General features: G+C 60.9%; 21 protein-coding genes. 14 read left to right on the forward strand and 7 right to left on the reverse strand.

Annotation, left to right across the window (positions count from 1 at the left end):
- Positions 1 to 53 precede the first annotated feature (53 nt).
- The 11 genes from ABI660_RS10480 (at position 54) to ABI660_RS10530 (ending at position 7,485) form a co-directional block, all read left to right on the forward strand.
- Entirely contained in the window at positions 54 to 833 is a 780-nt protein-coding gene (locus ABI660_RS10480; protein WP_348067641.1) for a type ISP restriction/modification enzyme, read from the forward strand.
- A gap of 178 nt (positions 834 to 1,011) precedes the next feature.
- Positions 1,012 to 1,422 carry a hypothetical protein gene (locus tag ABI660_RS10485; protein ID WP_348067643.1) on the forward strand — a complete coding sequence of 137 codons (411 nt, stop codon included), beginning with the start codon at positions 1,012 to 1,014 and terminating at the stop codon, positions 1,420 to 1,422.
- Between the two features lie 13 nt (positions 1,423 to 1,435).
- Positions 1,436 to 2,002 (forward strand): type II toxin-antitoxin system MqsA family antitoxin, encoded by a 567-nt coding sequence (locus tag ABI660_RS10490; protein WP_348067645.1) that lies wholly within the window; start codon positions 1,436 to 1,438, stop codon positions 2,000 to 2,002.
- The gene (locus tag ABI660_RS10495) at positions 1,990 to 2,412 is read left to right on the forward strand and encodes a hypothetical protein (protein WP_348067647.1); all 423 of its coding nucleotides are present in this window, start codon (positions 1,990 to 1,992) and stop codon (positions 2,410 to 2,412) included. The genes ABI660_RS10490 and ABI660_RS10495 overlap by 13 nt, the downstream gene beginning before the upstream one ends.
- 3 nt (positions 2,413 to 2,415) lie before the next feature.
- Positions 2,416 to 3,501 (forward strand): endonuclease NucS domain-containing protein, encoded by a 1,086-nt coding sequence (locus ABI660_RS10500; RefSeq protein WP_348067649.1) that lies wholly within the window; start codon positions 2,416 to 2,418, stop codon positions 3,499 to 3,501.
- A gap of 36 nt (positions 3,502 to 3,537) precedes the next feature.
- Positions 3,538 to 4,041, forward strand: a complete 504-nt coding sequence (locus ABI660_RS10505) for a hypothetical protein (protein WP_348067651.1) — start codon at positions 3,538 to 3,540, stop codon at positions 4,039 to 4,041.
- Between the two features lie 235 nt (positions 4,042 to 4,276).
- The gene (locus ABI660_RS10510; protein ID WP_348067653.1) at positions 4,277 to 4,720 is read left to right on the forward strand and encodes a DUF1801 domain-containing protein; all 444 of its coding nucleotides are present in this window, start codon (positions 4,277 to 4,279) and stop codon (positions 4,718 to 4,720) included.
- Between the two features lie 50 nt (positions 4,721 to 4,770).
- Positions 4,771 to 5,301: a dihydrofolate reductase family protein gene (locus ABI660_RS10515; RefSeq protein WP_348067655.1), complete on the forward strand. Its 531-nt coding sequence runs from the start codon at positions 4,771 to 4,773 to the stop codon at positions 5,299 to 5,301.
- Entirely contained in the window at positions 5,298 to 5,714 is a 417-nt protein-coding gene (locus ABI660_RS10520) for a DUF1801 domain-containing protein (protein ID WP_348067657.1), read from the forward strand. The genes ABI660_RS10515 and ABI660_RS10520 overlap by 4 nt, the downstream gene beginning before the upstream one ends.
- Positions 5,715 to 5,860: 146 nt before the next feature.
- Complete coding sequence (locus ABI660_RS10525) at positions 5,861 to 6,721, forward strand: hypothetical protein (RefSeq protein WP_348067659.1); 861 nt, start codon at positions 5,861 to 5,863, stop codon at positions 6,719 to 6,721.
- 356 nt (positions 6,722 to 7,077) lie between these two features.
- Positions 7,078 to 7,485 carry a DUF1801 domain-containing protein gene (locus ABI660_RS10530; RefSeq protein ID WP_348067661.1) on the forward strand — a complete coding sequence of 136 codons (408 nt, stop codon included), beginning with the start codon at positions 7,078 to 7,080 and terminating at the stop codon, positions 7,483 to 7,485.
- Between the two features lie 42 nt (positions 7,486 to 7,527).
- Here ABI660_RS10530 and ABI660_RS10535 read toward each other — a convergent pair whose 3' ends face one another.
- The 3 genes from ABI660_RS10535 to ABI660_RS10545 form a co-directional block, all read right to left on the reverse strand.
- Positions 7,528 to 8,556 (reverse strand): dienelactone hydrolase, encoded by a 1,029-nt coding sequence (locus ABI660_RS10535; protein WP_348067663.1) that lies wholly within the window; start codon positions 8,554 to 8,556, stop codon positions 7,528 to 7,530.
- Between the two features lie 523 nt (positions 8,557 to 9,079).
- Positions 9,080 to 9,946: an alpha/beta hydrolase gene (locus tag ABI660_RS10540; protein WP_348067665.1), complete on the reverse strand. Its 867-nt coding sequence runs from the start codon at positions 9,944 to 9,946 to the stop codon at positions 9,080 to 9,082.
- A complete protein-coding gene (locus tag ABI660_RS10545; protein ID WP_348067667.1) occupies positions 9,943 to 10,917 on the reverse strand; it encodes a tripartite tricarboxylate transporter substrate binding protein in 975 nt (324 codons plus the stop codon). The genes ABI660_RS10540 and ABI660_RS10545 overlap by 4 nt, the downstream gene beginning before the upstream one ends.
- Positions 10,918 to 10,995: 78 nt before the next feature.
- Here ABI660_RS10545 and ABI660_RS10550 point away from each other — a divergent pair, with 78 nt between their 5' ends.
- The 3 genes from ABI660_RS10550 to ABI660_RS10560 all read left to right on the forward strand — a co-directional run bounded on the left by ABI660_RS10550 (position 10,996) and on the right by ABI660_RS10560 (position 14,018).
- The gene (locus ABI660_RS10550) at positions 10,996 to 11,973 is read left to right on the forward strand and encodes a LysR family transcriptional regulator (RefSeq protein ID WP_348067669.1); all 978 of its coding nucleotides are present in this window, start codon (positions 10,996 to 10,998) and stop codon (positions 11,971 to 11,973) included.
- Between the two features lie 640 nt (positions 11,974 to 12,613).
- A complete protein-coding gene (locus tag ABI660_RS10555) occupies positions 12,614 to 13,267 on the forward strand; it encodes a hypothetical protein (RefSeq protein ID WP_348067671.1) in 654 nt (217 codons plus the stop codon).
- Positions 13,260 to 14,018, forward strand: coding sequence for a hypothetical protein (locus ABI660_RS10560; protein ID WP_348067673.1), 759 nt, complete (start codon positions 13,260 to 13,262; stop codon positions 14,016 to 14,018). Before ABI660_RS10555 ends, ABI660_RS10560 begins: the two co-directional genes overlap by 8 nt.
- Before the next feature lie 146 nt (positions 14,019 to 14,164).
- Here the strand turns inward: ABI660_RS10560 and ABI660_RS10565 are convergent, their stop codons facing one another.
- The 4 genes from ABI660_RS10565 to ABI660_RS10580 all read right to left on the reverse strand — a co-directional run bounded on the left by ABI660_RS10565 (position 14,165) and on the right by ABI660_RS10580 (position 18,758).
- Complete coding sequence (locus ABI660_RS10565) at positions 14,165 to 15,277, reverse strand: 5-methyltetrahydropteroyltriglutamate--homocysteine S-methyltransferase (RefSeq protein ID WP_348067675.1); 1,113 nt, start codon at positions 15,275 to 15,277, stop codon at positions 14,165 to 14,167.
- A gap of 217 nt (positions 15,278 to 15,494) precedes the next feature.
- Entirely contained in the window at positions 15,495 to 16,691 is a 1,197-nt protein-coding gene (gene fdhA, locus ABI660_RS10570) for a formaldehyde dehydrogenase, glutathione-independent (protein WP_348067677.1), read from the reverse strand.
- A 46-nt stretch (positions 16,692 to 16,737) separates the two neighbouring features.
- The gene (locus ABI660_RS10575; RefSeq protein WP_348067679.1) at positions 16,738 to 17,700 is read right to left on the reverse strand and encodes a PDR/VanB family oxidoreductase; all 963 of its coding nucleotides are present in this window, start codon (positions 17,698 to 17,700) and stop codon (positions 16,738 to 16,740) included.
- Positions 17,697 to 18,758 carry an aromatic ring-hydroxylating dioxygenase subunit alpha gene (locus ABI660_RS10580; protein WP_348067681.1) on the reverse strand — a complete coding sequence of 354 codons (1,062 nt, stop codon included), beginning with the start codon at positions 18,756 to 18,758 and terminating at the stop codon, positions 17,697 to 17,699. Before ABI660_RS10580 ends, ABI660_RS10575 begins: the two co-directional genes overlap by 4 nt.
- Positions 18,759 to 18,931 lie beyond the last annotated feature (173 nt).

Raw genomic sequence — 18,931 nt, forward strand, 5'->3', positions numbered from 1 at the left:
CCACAACAGTCTGACTTAACCCAACGGGCCTCCACGAAACCCGGGGCGATTCAGTGAACCCTACGATTGCCTTTCTCTGCGTTCACTCGTCGAACCCACTTGCGTCCCTTGCAACTCAAGGGCCTTTCGACTACTGCCTACTAAAGCGTGGGAATGGAGGAACCGAGTCCGTGCCGCGCTGGGTGCAGGCGGAAGATGGCCAGCTCGTTGACAACATCACCGACTGGGCACTCAAGCAATTCGCTGCCCAGTACGCAGACGAAATCGGCAAGGGCAAGGGTGCACGCAAGATCACCAAGGAAGCCATCTTTCACTACTGCTACGCCGTGCTGCACGACCCGCTGTATCGAGAGAAGTACGCGCAGAACCTCAAACGCGAGTTCCCACGCATTCCCTTCTACGCCGACTTCTGGCAGTGGGCCGCCTGGGGCGAGGCGCTGATGCAACTCCACATCGGCTATGAGCAGGTCGCGCTGTCCCCGCTCACCCGCACCGACACACCCGACGAGAAAGTCCGCGCCGCGGGCTTGTCCCCCAAAGCCATCCTGCGCGCCGATCCCGCCGCGGGCAGCATCATGCTCGACAGCGAAACCACGCTGCGTGGCGTACCACCTGAGGCTTGGATCTACAAACTCGGCAATCGCAGCGCCATTGACTGGGTACTGGATCAGTACAAGGAAAAGAAACCGAAGGACCCCACCATTCGCGAGAAGTTCGACACCTACCGCTTTGCCGACTACAAGGAAAAAGTCATTGACTTGCTCTCGCGGGTGATGACGGTGAGCGTGGAGACAATGAAGGTGGTGGAAGCGATGAAGGCGGCCCGCCGGTAGCTGAATCGTGGCTGAGATCGAAACCAAGCAGGCCTTGGTCAATGCAACCGTGAACTGCTCTGTGCGCGAAAGCCAAGGTCAGGGCTCGATCGACCGGGTGGGGTAAAGCGATTACCCATGGTTAAATATACAGGTATCTTTAAGAAATAACCCCTAAAACAGCTCTAAAATTACCACGATGGTAAATTTTTACGTCATTTCGGAGTACATTTCAACTTCGCCGTCCAAAGGCGGGGGTGAAAAGATTCCGGGCGGTCCGCTATATGACTTGGGGCGAATTCAGGCGATTGCTCGGGACGAAACCGGTGTGAAGTTGTTTACCCGGGACTGCGTTGCAGATGTCGGTAAATATTTTGGCGGTGATGTAGAACAGGTAGCTGGCCTTATTCAGCTCGTCCGTAAGACGGATTACATTGATTCCGAGTGGTGTGACAACGGCAAAGGCGCATGGGCCGCCTGTGACGCTTACTCAGTATGTAGAAAAGAATGGGTGCCAACAGCCCAAAAAGAAATGCTGATGGAGTATTTCCTTAAGTTTGCAATCAACAAGCTTGGCACGCTGGTGTTGACATTTTCTTGTCACGCCTAATATGGAATTGAACATGAACGACAAAGAGCTCTGCCCGATTTGTGGCGAAGGTCACGTGACTGATCACGTGGACCAGGTTGAGAGCGAATACAGGGGCAAAACAGCAATGCTGCCCATGCACTACCAAATATGCGACACCTGCCATTCGGACTTTGCGGGTGCGGCAGAAGGCAAGAAGAACAAGCGGGCCATCATGGCGTTTCGCAAGTCGGTGGATGGTCTGCTGACCGGCACCGAGATTGTTGCCCTGCGCAAAAAATACAAGCTGACGCAAGACCAGGCTGCCAAACTCTTTGGTGGCGGGCCGGTTGCGTTCAGCAAGTACGAGAACGACGATGTTTCCCAATCTGAGTCTATGGACTCGCTGTTACGTCTGGTTCGCCGTAGTGAAGCCGCGTTTTGGGAACTGGTTGATGAAAAAGGCTTGTCGGCTGACTTTACGCAAGACAAGCAAGTGGCGTCTACGACGCGGACGGCGCAAATTCTCGTCATGGCGAACTATCGTGGCGGCACGCCACGTGGACCGGACAAGACAACACTCCGCCCCTATTTGAGCGAGACGAAAAAATGGAACTCGTAGAGAAGCGTCCAAAGCTTGTTTCATTCAGGGCTCTTGCTTTCCACGGTGAAAATAAAGGCCCCGCCAATGGTTCTGAAAGTTGGACGATCCAGCTGACCCAGAATATTGAGGTCGGTTTGGCCGTACCTACGGTGGCAGGCGGCACCCTGCAAGCTGTTGTGAAAATCTCCTTGATTGCCGAAGCCACCAATGACGGCAAGCAGGACAAAAAAGCTACCTTCAGCGCGGAGTACGAGGCTAAGTTTGACTACCCTGCCGAAGTCAAAGAGGCTGAAGCGGTTTCACTGATTGAACCAGAGCCTTATCAATATGTTCTCGTCGCTCAGGCTTTTCCTTTGGCCATGACTCATTTCCGGCGCGAGATGCAGGCGATGGGATTTGACGCACGGCAACTTCCGTTGGGCATTTAAAGGGTGGCGGTTCATACAGCCCTGTGGAAAGTCTCGGCGCAGCCTGAGCAATTGAGGGAAGCAGTCCTGCCCAGCGAAAGGTTGCTGGAAGAGATGATCGTCGCTCAGCCCCAGCTGCTTTCAGACGCATGGATGCTGATTGGGCGCCAGGAACGAACTGGGTTTGGGGGAATCATTGACCTCCTGGCCATCGCGCCGGATGGGTCGCTCATATTGATTGAGCTGAAGCGCGCACGCACGCCTCGTGATGTCGTGGCGCAGGCCGTCGATTACGCGAGTTGGGTTGAGGGTTTGCACGCTGAAGACATTTCCGCGATTTATCGCCGCTTCAAGCCCAACCAAAGTCTGTCGGATGATTTTCGTGCCCGGTTTGGCCAAACGCTGGACGAGGAGACGCTTAACGACTCGCACCAGATCGTCATCGTCGCCTCTCAACTGGATGACAGCACCGAGCGCATCGTTGCCTACCTGAATAAGCGCGACATCTCCATCAATGTGTTGTGCTTTCAGGTATTCGCTCATGGCGTCGATCAACTGCTAAGCCGATCCTGGCTGCTGGACCCGATACACACGCAGGTCAACGTCACTCCGCCTTCCAGTGAGCCTGCTGAACCGTGGAACGGTGAGTTTTATGTATCTTTCGGCGACCCCGGTAGTCGTTCGTGGGAGGAGGCGAGGCAGTACGGATTTGTCAGCGCGGGCGGTGGGGCGTGGTACAGCCGTACTCTGCAATTGCTCAATATTGGTGACCGCATCTGGGTCAATATTCCCCGAACTGGCTACGTTGGTGTGGGGAGTGTGATTGGGCGAGCGCAGCAGGCTGCTGATTTCAAGCTAATCACCCCAAACGGAGAGGCTCCCGCTCTGGACGTGTTGATACTGGGAAATTACCACCGTGAATTGGTCGGCGACCCTGAGCGCTGCGAATGGTTTGTACCGGTGGAGTGGTTGCATACGGTGCCGCTTGAGAAGGCAGTGCAGGAGATTGGTTTCTTCGGCAACCAGAACAGTGTTTGCAAGCCGACCACCCCCAAGTGGCGCACGACGGTCGAGCGATTGAAAGAGCGATTCGGTGTGTCGTTTTCTTGAACGGCCCCATCGAACGCGTTCAAGAAGGAAGTCTGGATGAGCCAACGCGCGCTGTTTGCAATTGCTTATACCCTAGCTTGCCTGGGCCTGTTTTGGTGGCTTTATCCACAAGCCCCTTATTCCGACTTGAAAGTTGTCGAAGGCATACCCTTCGAGTTCAAGAGCTGCGGTCGACACTGCGATACAGGCGTTCAAATTGGAGACGTGATTCTGGCATGTAGTGTCAGCCCTCTCGCTTCAAGCTATGCCTGCGGGAAGTGGTATGTGCCTGATGCACCGGCAAAAGCAACCTATTTTCGGATGCGAACGATGATGTCTCTCGTTTTCGGTGGTCCAGGCACCGCTGTGTTGCTGCGCCTTGAGCAAAATGGAAAAGTTATACCGAACTACACACGGGAGAGCTTCGCGGTGGCATACACGCTAGGTAGCATTCTTGTGATCTTGGTATTTGCGACTCCTTGTTTTCTGTTGATGCAACTCGCCTTATTCATAAAGAAGGTTGCAAGTAAGAGAGGCGCGACAGGCACCCGAGCCAAATAATTGCTGATGGGAAATCCGGCGACGACTTTCATTCGGTGGGGCCAGATGTTGAAAGTTTCATTTTTTGGAGGAGCCAACATGCAACGCAGAACCGTGGTCCTCGCCGCAGCCGCCCTCGCAGCAGGCGCCACCCGCTCCCAACCCCACTCTGGCGCACAGCACACCCTGCCCGTCGCCCCTTCTTCCACCGACCCCCACGCAAACTGCAGGGCGAGTCAGTCATGAGGCGCATGCAATGATCAAACCGAAACCCCAACCCGCCGCACAACCCGCCAAACCCGTCCTCCTCTCCGGCGGCAACCCGCAAATTCCCAAAGGCGAAGGCGAAGCACCGGTGCAGGCCTACATCGCGGCCATGCCGGGCTGGAAGCAGGATATTGGGCGGCGGCTGGACGCGCTCATCGTTGCTGCCGTGCCCGGTGTGCGCAAGGCGGTCAAATGGAACTCGCCCTTTTATCGGGCGCCGGGGCAGGAGGGCTGGTTTATCAGCTTCCATTGCTTCAACAAGTACGTGAAGGTGACCTTCTTCCGCGGCTTATCGCTGTCGCCCGTGCCGCCGGGTGAATCCAAAAGCCAGGACACGCGTTACCTCGACGTCCGTGAAGACGCCGCGTTCGATGAAGCGCAGTTCGTCGCCTGGGTGAAGCAGGCCAGCCGCTTGCCTGGCGAGAAAATGTGATGTCCGCCATCAGCACCGCTTAGGCGTGCATTGATTGAAAGGAAGCAGCCATGGCCAGACTCGTCTTCGGAATGAACCAGTCACTGGACGGCTACATCGACCACACGGCGTTTGCGCCAGGCCCCACGCTCTTCCGCCACTTCATCGAAGAGGTTCAGGGGCAGGCGGGCTGTGTGTACGGCCGCGTCATGTATGAGGTCATGCGTTACTGGGACGACGAGCATCCTGACTGGGGTGCCGATGAACGCGCCTTCGCGGCGGCGTGGCGCAGGCAGCACAAATGGGTGGTCTCGCGCACCTTGAAGTCGGTCGGCCCCAATGCCACGCTGGTTGGCGATGATCTGGAGGGCGCGATCCGCCAGATCAAGGCTGAGCGCGAGGGCGAGATTGAAGTGGCCGGCCCGACGCTGGCGCACAGCCTGACGGCGCTGGGCCTGATCGACGAGTACCGCATCTACCTGCACCCCGTGGTGGTGGGCCAGGGCAAGCGCTATTTCGCCGGGCCCCGGCCGCCGCTGCGCCTTGTGGGCAGCGACCGGATGGCCGAGGACGTGATCAGGTTGACCTATGTGCCTGCTTGATCAACCCGGGGCTGTCACCTCATTTTGGCGGCAACCCGCAAATCCCTGAAGGCGATGGCGACGCATCGGTGCAGGCTTACATCGCGGCCATGTCGGGCTGGAAGCAGGACGTTGGCCGCCGCGTTGACAGGCTCATCGTTGCTGCCGTGCCCGGTGTGCGCAAGGCAGTCAAATGGAACTCGCCGTTTTATGGGGCGCCGGGGCAGGAGGGCTGGTTTATCAGATTCCACTGTTTCAACAAGTACGTAAAGGTGACCTTCTTCCGCGGGTTGTCGCTGTCGCCGGTGCCGCCGGGCGAATCCAAAAGCCAGGACACGCGTTACCTGGATATCCGTGAAGACGCCGAACTCGACGAAGCCCAGCTCATGGCCTGGATCAAGCAGGCCAGCCAGTTGCCCGGTGAGAAGATGTGATGGCTGTCACCACATTCGCGGGCCTAGTCGGGCAAGGAAAGGGATAAGCTGAGCCCATAAGCGTGCCGCACGAAGAAGCGTAACGGTGCCGCCATTTCCATTCAACGTTTACCGGTCCATTACAAACCCTTGAGGAGGTATTTTTGATGGCAAATGTAAAAGGAGTACTCACGCCCGCTGTGGCGATCGTGCACAGGGGGAAAGGGCGCTATGGCGTGGGCGAAGTGATCCAGTTGAGCGTAACGGTGACGCCGCTTGGCGCTCTCGCAGCGGTGTTGGCGGACGGCGTCAAATGGAAACTCAAGTCGGGCGTGGCCGGCAGGTTGAGTCTCGTGAACACTGCGGCAGGTACGGCGACCCTCACGTTGGGAAGCACAGGGGGTGATATGGGTTTGGAGGTCTGGAGTGAAGCCGCACTTCCCGCGAAACTTACGACTGTCAATATCAAGGTAGTGGCACCCAATGGGGTGATTTTCCGAAAGGTTCCAGGGTCAACCATTGCCCATGTCCAATACGCCGCGCATGCAGGATTTATTGCCGAAGCGGACATCGAGCCGATCGGTGTGTCTTTTGCCAACGTGGAGGTGCGCGAAGGCAAATTCAAGGCGGTGGCCGCTGGGGCTTTCGCCCATGAAAACGGTGTGGAGCATCCTTTTGGTCCCTGGCTCGGCATCGCATGCGTGCCGTTGACCGGTGTCAACCATTGGTTGGCCAATGACAGAGTGGAGTCGAGCCACGGTGTTGCCCGTACGGATGCGATGGGAGCGGCGGTGCTTGATGAGCAGGGCCGGCCCATGTTTGGGCCATCATCTTTCGAATGGAATATCCCCTGGCACTACCGCGTCGTAGGCGAAATAGACAACGGCACAATCTTTGTATACATGGTGCACAAACAAACGGTTGAGGTGACCGGTCGTGTGACGATCAAAAAGCATACCTCCGAAAGCTGCGCAGCGAACTACAGTGACCCCACCACTGGCTTTGGACTTCCGCCTAACTACCCCTGATCTTTGCTTGACCTGTTGCTTGCTGTAGCCCTGCGCAGGTGGGTGGCGGCATCGTGGTGGGGGGGGCCGGCCCCGGCGCGCAGCCTCACCGAACTGGGCCTGATCGATGTGTACCGCATCTACCTTCACCCCGTTGTGCTGGGTAGCGGCAAGCCATATTTCGCCGGGCCGCGGGCGCCACTGCGCCTGGTGTCCAGTGACGGGATGGCGCGGAGGTGATCCGGCCTGCCTGATCCTGCGACCGTCTTGCGGCTCGGGGATGGGTGGGCGAGGCAAGCAGGTCCATTGCCGTGACCTCGGAATGTGAATGGAAATCGGCGAGCGCTGTAACGATTGAAAAAGAACGGAGCAACAGCATGACCAAGGGCCCCAGCAAACCGAAGGAAGGCGTGGCGGCTGAGTCTGCCTCCGCGCTGATCGACGACAAGATCGACAGCCTGGACGACTGGCGGGGCAAGACGCTGGCGCATGTCCGGGCGCTGATCAAGCAGGCGGAGCCGGCGGTGGTCGAGGAGTGGAAGTGGAGCCTGCCGGTCTGGTCGCACGACGGCATCATTTGCACCGGCGAAACCTACAAGGCCAAGGTGAAGCTGACCTTTCCCAAAGGCGCTGCGCTCAGGGACCCGGCAGGCCTGTTCAATTCCAGCCAGGACGGCAACACCCGGCGTGCCATTGATCTGGGTGAGGGTGATGTCATCGACGAGGCGGCCTTCAAAGCGCTGATTCACGCGGCGGTGGCGCAGAACAAGCCGCTGGCCCGGTAGGCGGACGCGGCGCCGCACAAGTGGCTGCCTTCTCTCGGGCTGTCAGTTCAGTGCCTTGTCAAAAAACGCAGGAAGCTCACGTTGCAGCCGGCCCAGAAACGCAGCGCGGTCAAAGCCCGGCGGGTTGGCGCCAATGTCGCCGTCTTCGGACGGGATGGGCATGGTGGGCGCGTCTGAAAACGCGAAGTGCCAGGCATTGGGCACCCGGTGCATGTCAACACCGGGCATATTCGCGGCAACCCATTCGGCATGAAAGCGTGGCACCAGAAAACGGTCTTGCTGCGCTTCGTACAGCGCCACGGGGATGCGGATTTGCGCCAGCGAAGCGGCGTTGAACAAGGCCCCCATGGGCGCCATGGCCACAACAGCCCGCACGCGTGGATCGGTCAAAGGTGGAATGGACGGCGCCGTGGCGCCATCGTTCGTTACGGGCGCGAGCGCTTTTCCTGTGCTGCAAAAAATGGGGTCTTCGGCCCGCTTGGCGCTGCAGTGCGTGTCGAAGCGTGCGGGCTCGGCCCGCCCACCCGCCAGGGCCAGCACGGTGTAGCCACCTGCCGAATGCCCCACGGCGCCGACGCGTGGCCCCCTGGCGTCACTGGCGATGCGGTCTTTCCATTCAGGGTCGTTCAGCAAGGCGTCGATCACGCGCGAAGCCTGCCGCGGCCGCTCTGTGACATAACGCGCCAGGCTGCCCTGGCGCAAAGAGAGGTCCTGCCAGTTGTCGCCGGGGTGGCGCAGTGCGGCCACCAGATAGCCGCGCTGCGCCAGCGCCTCGGCCAGGCTGCTGTGTCCGAGTTCACTGCCACCGGTGCCGTGGCTCAGGAGGATCAGGCCCTTGAGCCTGGCCTCTGGCGCGGCGCGCATGGCCACGTTCACATTGAACGGCCCCATGGCGATGGTGCGCGCGGCCGACTGCGTGGGGTAATACAGGGCCGCCACGATGGGCGCGGGATCTGCCGTGGTGCCTGGAATGGTGATCTGGCGCAAGCCGGCTTGCGCAGCCATGGCTTGGGCCGCCGTCAGCAGCAGACTGCAAAAAACGAGAGTGATTCTGCGCGGTGTGAGGTACATGGTGAGCTCCGTGGGTGTTGACGGGGTTGAAACTGGACGCCATGGTAGGAGCGCGCGGGGCGGCGCCGGAGCGCATTGCGACGGAACGGCCGGGCGGCGGCGCGAGATGCTGTTTCAGGCGGATGAAAGGGATGCCGGCAACCCCAACCAACCAGCCAGCCAGGCAGCAAATTAGCCGACTGGTTTTACCGCAGGCTTGCTGGCGAAGTCTGCCGTTTGCTCGTGTTTTGATAGCTGCAGGCGTAATCCCCGCAAGGGCCTGGCCGGTGCCTCATGGTCGCCCGAAGTGGCCGGCTCAGACGAGCCTGGCCCACCACAGGCGCAGCCGCATGCTCAGCTCGGTGGTGTCGGAAGCCCATGCCCTCTAGTACCTGCCCCAGCGCCTGGGGCCGCAGCGTGGCGTATTCGATGAACTCGATGCCGTCCACAGTGTGCTGGGCGCCCGATACCCATCAAATAGGCCTCCAGCCCATATGGAACGGGTGCAAGCAGCTATGAAAACTGTAGCGGAAACGCCCCTGATCTAGGCGTCTGTTTCGTGGCAGGCGTGCCGTGCCAGGAACTCAAGCACGATGCGGTTGAATGCGCCGGGGTTGTCCCGGTGGACGCCGTGGCTGCTGTCGGCAACCTCGGTGAGCTGTGCGTGCGGCAGCAAGCCGGCCAGCCCGGCCGTGGTGGCCCGATGCACATCGAGCGTCCGGTCGCCGTGCAGCAGCAGGATGGGGATGCGCAATGCTTTCAGCGCCAGCTCGTCGAGCGCGGGATACGCATTCGAAGACAGCGAAAGAGCACGCATGGCCTGGGCATTGCGCAGCCGCCGCTCCTGGCCCGCCGGTGTTGCTGCTTCACCGGGGCCGGTGCCGTTGATGCCCTGCGTGAGAAGCCGGACCGCGGCATCGGGCCTGCCTTCGGCGAAGGCCTGGTCGGCCGGGCGGAGCACGTCGCGCTCGAAGCGCAGCCGTGCATCCTTGCCCCCGGGCATGCGGTCCGCGAACGAGAGGATGGGCGGCTCGGTCAGCGCCAGGGCACGCACTTTCTCCGGCCATTGCAAAGCCAGCTGGAGTGCCGTGTAAGCCCCGTAAGAAGTCCCTACCAGAATCGCCGGTTCGGCCTTCCAGTGGGCCAGCAAGTGGGACAAGTCCCGTGCCTCCGCCACCACAGAGTGGTCGGTGTCGGTGATCGCGTTCCGGTTGGGGCTGCTGTAGCGGCGGCTGTAGGTGAAGCAGTCGAAATGGGGAGTGAACGCATCCCACTGCGGCGCCCACGAAGACCAGTCGCCCATGCCGCCATGGATGAACACCAGGGGCAGCCCCTGGCCGGCCCTGGCGTAGTGGATCTCGATGCCTTCAGGGGTGACGGTGCGTTGCAGCGACGCAGGGTCCACCGTCATTCTGTTTTGACTTTGATCAGCAGGGGATGCAAGCGCTTTTCTTCCTGGCGCAGGTACTGCTCGAAGACTTGCGGCCTGGTCCACTCGGCAACGATGCTGCCTGTCTTGAATTCGCCCTCGCGGTAGACCGCATCCGCGAGCACTTCGCGCAGGGCCGAAGAGAGCTTGGTGGTGATGTGCTCGGGGAGGTTGGCGGGCCCGAAGAGGCCGGTCCACAAGTCGGCCGATGCACCCTTGACCAATTTGCCCTCGTTGACCGTGGGGATCTGCGGAGCGGTCGGGTCGCGCTGACCCGAAATCACGCCAATGGCCTTGAGCTTGTCGTCACGGATCATCGGCAGGGCCGAGAGCAGCGCAATGGTGCCCAGCTTCACCTGGCCAGCGGCCAGGTCGTTCAACAGCGGAGCGCCGCCCTTGTACACGACGTGTTCGAGCTTGAAGCCGCCCGCGTCCGCGACCATGCTTCCGCCTATGGTCTGCATCATGGCGACGCCGGTGGCGCCGGCCAGCAGCGGCTCTTTGTCGCGCTTGGCCAGGGCCGCTACCTCGTCCATGGTGTTGGCCGGAAAGCTGGGGTGCGCAACCAGCACGGTGCTGTTGGTCGACAACCTGACGATCGGCGTGAAGTCCTTGAGCGAGTAGCCCGCCTTCATCACCACGGGCGCCACCATCATGTCGTTCACGGTCCCCAGCAGCAGGGTGTAGCCGTCTGCCGGTGCGCGCTGAACCTTCTTCGCGCCTATCGAACCGGAGGCGCCGCTCACGTTCTCGACCAGGACCGGCTTGCCCAGCCGTTTGCCGAGTTCCAGCGCGAGCGTGCGGGCCACCCGGTCTACCGCGGCGCCTGCGGGATAGGGCACCACCACCGTGATCGGTTTGTCCGGATACGCCTGGCTCCAGGCGGGCGGTGCCAACAGGGCAGCCACGGCCAATGCGAGGGCGACGCGGCGAGAGATGTGAGGACGGGGCATGGCTGTCTCCTTTTTGGAATTGCTGCCGAGTTTGATGCACAGGCCTATAGCCGTCTAATAGAAAATACGGGCACCCTATTGAAAAAGCCGATTGAAGCCTTGGGCGCACACACCATGGAAATAACCGCGACAACCCTGCGAAACCGACTGCTCAACCGTGTACGCCTGCGACATCTGCATTTGTTCGTCAAGGTCGCGGACTTGCACACGGTCAAGCGGGCCGCCGAGGCCGTGGGCATCAGCCAGCCCACCGCGACCCAGACCCTGGCGGACCTGGAGCATTTGCTGGAGGTGCCGCTGTTTCTGCGGCATGCGCACGGCATGCGCCTGACAGCCGCAGGTGACCTGTTGCTGCCACTGGCGCGCCGGTCATTGCAATTGATCGACGAAACGGCAACCTATGCCGCGGCGATGGCGCAGGGCTCCAGGACGGTGGTGCGCGTCGCAGCAATTTCGGCGGCGATGGGTGGCGCTTTGGGACGCGCGATCCCGGACTTTGCCCGCGCCTACCCCGATGTGCTGGTGCAGCTCCAGGAGGCCGACGCCGCCAGGCAAGCAGCCCTGGTTGCCAATGGGGACGTGGACTGCGCGATCTGCCGGGCGCCGGCGGTGCTGCCGGAGGGCTGGTCTTTCACGCCGGTCTGGGACGACCGTTTTGTCGTCGTTGCCGGGCCCGCCCACCCGCTGGCCCGCAAGCGTTCGACCAGCATGGCCGAACTCTTGGAAGCGACGTGGCTGGTGACGCCGGCCTCCGTCGCCGCCCGGGAGGCATTCGACGCACTGACGGCGCAGGCTAGTGGAAAGGTGAATACCTGCAACGTCGTCACCGCCTCGGCGACCATGGTCTGGCGCCTGTTGTCCCAACAGCCCCTGGTGGCCTTGGTGCCCCGCAGCATGGTTGAGCGCCTGATCGAGGTCGGACAGCTCGTTGAGTTGCCTTGGCCCCTGCAATTGCCTCTGGGCCCGATTGGAATCCTGGCTCCGGTTGGGGAGGCAGGGCAGGCGCTGAACCTCTTCATCGGCTTCATCACTGGGCCGGGAACGCCGCCCACATAAAAGAAGAAGGGAAGAAAAATGGCCGTCCGAGAGTGCGCAGTGCTGCCTGGCCACTGATGATGGCTGGCTCAGAAGAGCTTGGCCGACCACAGGCGCAAACGCATGCCCGGCTCGGTGGTGTAGCCGGCGCTGGCTTTGCAGCTGGCCTTGCCCGTCGATCACCACAAAAGACGGCACAGACTGAAAGCCGAAGGTACGCGTCAGCTCACTACGCGTATCAACGGCCGTTTGCCAGGGCAACTGGCGCTGCTGTTGTACCTGTCTGACCTTCGGCGAGGCGCTGCCGGCGCCGCTGTGGAAAGCCCTACGGCCGGGCCGCTGGCGTGGTCGCCAGCCGGTGCTTGGGGCATGATTTGCTATGAAAAATATAGCTGCTTGCGCCCGTGTCTATTGGGCAGAAGCCGGATTCTTATAAGAAAACCCGTAAAACAGGCACCTGGGGGGCTTTATGGGGGTTCCCGTGTTTGCGACGAGTTTGAAAACTTGATATCGCAATCTGTGACATCAAGATGATGCCGGCGGCGCAAACTGCCCTGGCCTTTATCGGGCTGGGCGGATCGAGGGCTGTTTTTAACGTCAACTTGCCAGTGGCAGGTAAAGCAGCTACATTCTATATTCGTAATTCAAGAATGTAGAATTTATGCAATTAAAACCTCAGGATTTTGTGGTCGCCCTGAAGCTGGTGGCTTGGGGTAACCAGCGTTGGACATATGCGCAGCTGGCCCAAGAGCTGGGGTTGAGTGCGTCAGAGGCGCACGCGTGCATCAAGCGCGGCTTGCAGGCGGGGTTGCTGGTGCAAAACTACGAAGCGCTTGCGCCAGAGGTGGCCGCGCTGGCGGTGCAAGAGCCCGCCGCCATCTACCGTGTGGCGCGGCGCAAGCGGGTCAGCCACGACGACGCGCCTGCCGATAACCCAGTGCGTCCTCACGCACATCAGCTGGCTGAGTTTGCGCTGCACGGCGCCAAATATGCCTTCGCAGCCGACAAGACACCTTCAGCTATTGGCGTGCCCACAAGCCATAGTGCCCCGGCATTTGCGGGTGTGTTTGCGCCGGGGTCCGAGGATTACGTATGGCCGCACCCCAATGGCACCATGCGTGGCATTGGCATAGAGCCTTTGCACCACAGTGTGCCCTTCGCTGCCATGCGGGACGCCGGTTTGTATGAAATGCTGGCCCTGTTTGACGCCTTGCGCATAGGGCGCGCACGTGAGCGCGGAATGGCCGCGGAGCGGCTGCAGGCGCTGATTGACCCGTCGGCTCCCAAGCGGCTGAAAGGGCCTGTGCGTGGCTAATCCCAATCTTGGCATGTTGGTGGGCATGGCCCAGGCATTGGGGCCGCTGCGCGAGCGCGTGGTGTTTGTGGGTGGATGTGCCACGGGTCTTTTATTGCCTGTGCCCAGCCTGCTGGATGTGCGGCCAACTGAAGATGTCGATGGCATTGTGGAAGTTGCCACTCTGGCGGGGTACCACGCATTGGCTGACGAACTGCTGCAACTGGGCTTCAGGCAGACGATGGAGGACAACACGCCACCGTTTCGCTGGTTCTGGCAGCGCATGCAGCTGGACCTGGTGCCGCTGGACGAAAAGGTACTTGGCTTTGCCAACCGCTGGTACCGCGCAGGTTTTGACGCTGCCGTGCAAACCGAGGTGGCGCCGGGCTTGGTGCTGCGTCATTTGTCTGCGCCGTACTTTTTGGCAACCAAATTTGAGGCCTTTAATGACAGGGGTCGCAATGATGTGTACACCAGCCACGACCTGGAAGACATCCTCACCGTGATTGAAGGGCGTGAAGATATGGCGCAAGAGCTATCAGCGGCTGCGACGGATGTGCGCCAGCATGTGATGGATTGCGTAGCCCAATTGCTGGCTAACCCTGATTTCAACAATGCGTTGGCTGGTTTGCTCAGTCAGCCCGACAGGGAGCCGTTGGTGCGTGCCCGGTTGCAACAATTCACGGTGCGATCCCGGCTCGCTGGACTCGGCGTCACGCAAGCCGATGTGGCAGACGCCGTCGCGTGGGCACGGAATAAGCCTGAACCCTGAACCCTGAGCCCTGAGCCCTGAGCCCTGAGCCCTGAATTTGCTCTCTAATTCATAGCTGCTTGCGCACGTGCGGTATGGGCCAGAGGCCAATTTGATATAAAAAAACCGCCTTTTAAGGCGGTTTTTCTGCGAATGGGGCCGTGCGGTCAGACCGAACCCCAAACCTCCTGCGCCGTCTCAATCACCAGGCGCAGCTTGGCGCGCTGGGCTTCCACCGCAATGTCGTTGCCGTGCACGGTGCTGCTGAAGCCGCACTGCGGCGACAGGGCCAGTTGCTCCAGTGGTGCGTATTTGGCGGCTTGTTCGATGCGGCGCTTCAGTTCGTCTTTGTCTTCCAGCGCGCCGAACTTGGTGGTGACCAGGCCGAGCACTACGGTTTTGCCTTTGGGCAGGTAGCGCAGGGGTTTGAAGTCGCCGCTGCGAATGTCGTCGTACTCCATGAAGTAGGCGTCGAGGTTCATTTCTTTCAGCAGCGCTTCGGCCACCGGCTCGTAGTTGCCGCTGGCGGCGTGGGTGCTTTTGAAGTTGCCGCGGCACAGGTGCATGGCCAGTGTCATGCCGGCGGGTTTTTGCGCAACCACCAGGTTGATGAACTTGGCGTAGCGGTGCGGCAGCTCGTTGGGGTCGTCGCCGCGCTGGCGGGCGGCTTCGCGCATTTTTTCGTCGCACAGGTAGGCCAGGTTGGTGTCGTCCATCTGCACATAGGTGCAGCCAGCGGCGGCCAGGCTGCGCAGCTCGTCGCCATAGGCATTGGCCACGTCCTGGTAGAAGTCAGGGTCAAGCTCGGGGTAGTGCTGTTTGCTGATGCCGGCGCGGCCACCGCGAAAGTGCAGCATGGTGGGCGAGGGGATGGTGACCTTGGGCGTGTTGCCCTTGCTCACCTGGCTCTTGAGGTACTGAAAGTCGGCGAGCTGGATGTCTTTGACGTGGCGAACCTTGTCAATTACGCGCATCACCGGCGGGGCCAGCTCTTGCGAGCCGTCGGGGCGAATCACGGTGACGGGGATGTCGGTTTTCACGCCACCGATCTGCTCCAGAAAGTCAATGTGAAAGTAGGTGCGGCGGAATTCGCCGTCGGTGATGCTTTTCAGGCCCACGTCTTCCTGGAACTTGACGATCTCGGTGATCGCCTTGTCTTCTACCTTGCGCAGCTGCTCGGGGGTGATCTCGCCCTTGGCTTTTTGCTCGCGCGCTTCCAGCAGGTATTTGGGGCGCAAAAAACTGCCGACATGGTCATAACGGGCGGGGAGTTGGGACATGCTTGTTGTACCTTTGGGTAAGTCTTGGAAATGTGAAAGGTGAAGGTGTTGAGTCTGCTTATCTTATGGCATGGACGGCGCTCCAGGGCCGGCACGGGGTCTTCCCCAGCGGGGCTTCCCGTCCGGACAGGCGTGCCGGCCGGCGCCGCACCCGGTGCCACCTGCTCGAGCACCTGCCCTTGCGTGCCCTCGAGGCCCGTCCCGTCCTGCCGCCTGCTCAGGCCCGAAGTTGTCCGTGCGGATCGATCACAAACTTGACTGGCGCCCCCGCATCAAATTGCGCATAGCCCGCAGGTGCTTCATCCAGCGAGATGACCTTGACGCCAACGATGTCGGCGATCTTGATGCGCTCCCATAGAATGGCCTGCATCAGGGCCCGGTTGTACTGCATCACCGGGGTCTGCCCGGTCATGAAGCTGTGCGACTTGGCCCAGCCCAGACCGAGCCGGATGCTCAGCGAACCCGTCTTGGCGGCCTTGTCCACGCCGCCGGGGTCTTCCGTCACGTAGAGTCCGGGGATGCCGATCTTGCCCGCCGCGCGCGTGATTTCCATCAGCGAATTCAGTACGGTGGCCGGCGCTTCGTGCTGCGCGCCTTCGTGGCCATGGCCGCGGGCTTCAAAGCCGACGGCATCAATGGCGCTGTCAACTTCAGGCACACCGAGGATGGCCTGGATCTGGTCACCCAGCGGAACGTCGGTGGACAGGTCGACAATCTCGAAACCCACGCTTTTTGCGTGCTTCAGGCGTGCGGGGTTGACGTCGCCCACGATGACGACGGCTGCACCCAGCAAGCGTGCAGATGCAGCAGCAGCCAAGCCAACAGGGCCCGCGCCTGCGACATACACCGTGCTGCCTGGGCCTACGCCCGCAGTCACTGCGCCGTGGTAGCCGGTGGGCAGGATGTCTGACAGGCAGGTCAGGTCGCGAATCTTCTCGATTGCCTGAGCGCGATCCGGGAATTTCAGCAAGTTGAAATCGGCATACGGAACCATGACGTATTCGGCCTGGCCACCGACCCAGCCGCCCATGTCGACATACCCGTAGGCGCCGCCGGGGCGGGATTCGTTGACGGTCAGGCAGACGCCGGTTTGGCGTTCTTTGCACAGGCGGCAGCGGCCGCAGGCGACGTTGAAGGGCACGGAGACGATGTCGCCTACCGAGAGGGTTTCGACGTCCTTGCCGGCTTCGATGACTTCACCGGTAATTTCATGGCCGAGCACGAGGCCAGCGGGGGCGGTGGTGCGTCCACGCACCATGTGCTGGTCGGAGCCGCAGATGTTGGTGGTCAGCACCTTGAGGATCACACCGTGATTTGCGGTGCGGCCTTTGGGGTTGAGTAGTTTGGGATAGTCGATGGAACGGACTTCGACTTTTCCCTGCTCGACGTAGACGACGCCTCTGTTATTGGCCATGGGTATATCTCCTTTTTGTTAACACGTGAACGAGAGGGAACCGGGTTTACAAGTCCAGCACCAGTGTTTTGCTTTTGGCACGAGAGCAGCAAGGCGTGAACTGGTCGTTCTTCGCCTTTTCCTCGTCGGTAAAGTACATGTCGCGGTGGTCAGGCTGGCCTTCCAGCACGCGGGTAATGCAGGTGCCGCACACGCCTTGCTCGCAAGAGGTCAAAATTTCAACGCCCTGGTCCATCAGCGCCGCCACCACGCTTTGCTGCGCGCCGACGGCATAGGTTTTGCCGGTGCTGGCAATCTTCACTTCAAAAGCGGTGTCGCCCGAGCTGTCTTGCGGCGCGGCGCCAAAGTACTCCAGGTGAATCTGCTCGCTGCTCCAGCCTGCGGCCTTGGCGCTGCTCACCACATGGTCGATAAAACCTGTGGGCCCGCACACATACAACTGGTGGCCGGGGCCGGCCCCTGCCAGGGTGGCGGCGATGTCCAGCTTTTGTTCGGCCGGCCCGGCGTCAAAGTGAAACTGAGTGCGCCCTGCAAAAGCCGATGCCTTGATTTCGTCCAGAAAAGCGGTGCGGTCTGGCGAGCGGGTGCAATAGTGCAGGGTGAAGTCGGCGTTCAGCGTGGCCAATCGCTGCGCCATGCACAGCAGCGGCGTCACGCCTATGCCGCCAGCAAACAGCAGGGTGCGCGCTGCCTGCTGCAATGGGAAGTGGTTTTTGGGGGGGCTGATGCGGATCACATCGCCTTCTTTCACCGTCTCATGCATGCCGACAGAACCACCGCGCGATGCCGCGTCGCGCAGCACGGCAATGCGGTAGCGGTGCTGTTCGCCGGCGTCGTTGCACAGCGAATATTGCCGCGTCAGCCCGCCAGGCACCTGCACGTCCACGTGTGATCCGGCGCTAAAGGCTGGCAGCGGCAGGCCGTCGACGCGGGCCAGCTCAAAGCTGCATATGTCCAGCGCCTCCTGGCGCTTGCGCACGACCCTGACTTCCAGGCTGTCCATGCTCATGCCGCCTGCGTTTGCGGCTGCGCGGCCGCCAGGACCTGCTCTTCAGCAAGCATCCGGTCAATGATGCGGCGCGACTGTACGCCACCCGCGTCGATGTTGAGCAGCAGCAGCTTGCGCTGGGGGAACAGCGCGAGGTTGCGCTGCTGCGCTTCCAGCACTGCGGTGTCTTCGGCAAACACCTTGCCCTGGCCGTCACGGATCTGTGCCGTGAGCGCCTTGTCCTTGGGATTGAAGTTGCGCGCCATGCCCCAGAAATACCACATCGAGGTTTCGGTTTCGGGCGTGATGAAGTCCACCACGATGCTGCTGACCTTGTCTTTCGGGTCGGCGTGGTAGCCCCCCTTGCCGGCGTGGGCGACGCCGACTTCTATTAGGACGTGGCTGGGCGGCGTGAAGCGGCAGACCTGCCAGCGGTCCACCGGCACATCGTCGGCCAGGTTGTTGCCGCGCAGGTTGGCGCGCCAGAAGGGCGGTGCCATCACGTTTTCCATGAAGCGGCTGGTCACCACGCTTTCGCCCTCGGTTTTGGTGCGCACCGGCGTCTCGTCGATTTCCTTTTGGCCGATGCTGGTGGTGTGGACGTAGGTCTCGTGGGTCAGGTCCATCAGGTTGTCGATCATCAGGCGGTAGTCGCAGTTGATGTGGTACAGGCCGCCGCCATAGGCCCACTCGGGGTTGTTGGCCCAGTCGAGGTGGGGGATACTGCTTTCGTCGGCCAGTTTTTCGTCGCCGGTCCAGATCCAGATGAAGCCGTGGCGTTCCACCACCGGGAAGCTGCGGTTCCGCGGGAAACCCTGCACGCGCTGGCCGGGCATGGACGCGACCTTGCCGTCGCACTCCATCACCAGGCCGTGGTAACCGCAGACCAGCTTGCCTTCGCAGACCGTTCCCAGCGACAGGGCCGCGCCGCGGTGCGGGCAGAAATCTTCCATCGCGACGACCTTGCCTTCGGAGCCGCGGTAAAAAACAATCTTCTCGCCGCAGATCTGCCGGCCTAGCGGCTTGTCGTCGATTTCGGAAGGGGTGCAGGCAACATACCAGGTGTTTTTGGGAAACATGACGCTTGTCCGTGGAGGTGTGGGGGTGGTGGGCGGTTTTGGGCGCTACAGGCCGCCTCGAACGGCCAGCGGCTCAGGCGGCGATTATGCAAAAAAACGAGATTGATGTATACATTAAAGTCATTAATTTATCAAAATATACATTTAATCGGTCAAAATTCAACCTGACCAGG

The organism is Polaromonas sp., from assembly GCF_039930745.1.
In the GTDB taxonomy this organism is placed as follows: domain Bacteria; phylum Pseudomonadota; class Gammaproteobacteria; order Burkholderiales; family Burkholderiaceae_C; genus Polaromonas.

Excerpts from the sequence above, each read along its gene's own strand:
- ABI660_RS10485 (WP_348067643.1), top strand. The coding sequence starts at position 1,012 with ATGGTAAATTTTTACGTCATTTCGGAGTACATTTCAACTTCGCCGTCC.
- ABI660_RS10490 (WP_348067645.1), top strand. The coding sequence starts at position 1,436 with ATGAACGACAAAGAGCTCTGCCCGATTTGTGGCGAAGGTCACGTGACT.
- ABI660_RS10495 (WP_348067647.1), top strand. The coding sequence starts at position 1,990 with ATGGAACTCGTAGAGAAGCGTCCAAAGCTTGTTTCATTCAGGGCTCTT.
- ABI660_RS10505 (WP_348067651.1), top strand. The coding sequence starts at position 3,538 with ATGAGCCAACGCGCGCTGTTTGCAATTGCTTATACCCTAGCTTGCCTG.
- ABI660_RS10510 (WP_348067653.1), top strand. The coding sequence starts at position 4,277 with ATGATCAAACCGAAACCCCAACCCGCCGCACAACCCGCCAAACCCGTC.
- ABI660_RS10515 (WP_348067655.1), top strand. The coding sequence starts at position 4,771 with ATGGCCAGACTCGTCTTCGGAATGAACCAGTCACTGGACGGCTACATC.
- ABI660_RS10525 (WP_348067659.1), top strand. The coding sequence starts at position 5,861 with ATGGCAAATGTAAAAGGAGTACTCACGCCCGCTGTGGCGATCGTGCAC.
- ABI660_RS10530 (WP_348067661.1), top strand. The coding sequence starts at position 7,078 with ATGACCAAGGGCCCCAGCAAACCGAAGGAAGGCGTGGCGGCTGAGTCT.
- ABI660_RS10535 (WP_348067663.1), bottom strand. The coding sequence starts at position 8,556 with ATGTACCTCACACCGCGCAGAATCACTCTCGTTTTTTGCAGTCTGCTG.
- ABI660_RS10540 (WP_348067665.1), bottom strand. The coding sequence starts at position 9,946 with ATGACGGTGGACCCTGCGTCGCTGCAACGCACCGTCACCCCTGAAGGC.
- ABI660_RS10545 (WP_348067667.1), bottom strand. The coding sequence starts at position 10,917 with ATGCCCCGTCCTCACATCTCTCGCCGCGTCGCCCTCGCATTGGCCGTG.
- ABI660_RS10555 (WP_348067671.1), top strand. The coding sequence starts at position 12,614 with ATGCAATTAAAACCTCAGGATTTTGTGGTCGCCCTGAAGCTGGTGGCT.
- ABI660_RS10565 (WP_348067675.1), bottom strand. The coding sequence starts at position 15,277 with ATGTCCCAACTCCCCGCCCGTTATGACCATGTCGGCAGTTTTTTGCGC.
- fdhA (WP_348067677.1), bottom strand. The coding sequence starts at position 16,691 with ATGGCCAATAACAGAGGCGTCGTCTACGTCGAGCAGGGAAAAGTCGAA.
- ABI660_RS10575 (WP_348067679.1), bottom strand. The coding sequence starts at position 17,700 with ATGAGCATGGACAGCCTGGAAGTCAGGGTCGTGCGCAAGCGCCAGGAG.
- ABI660_RS10580 (WP_348067681.1), bottom strand. The coding sequence starts at position 18,758 with ATGTTTCCCAAAAACACCTGGTATGTTGCCTGCACCCCTTCCGAAATC.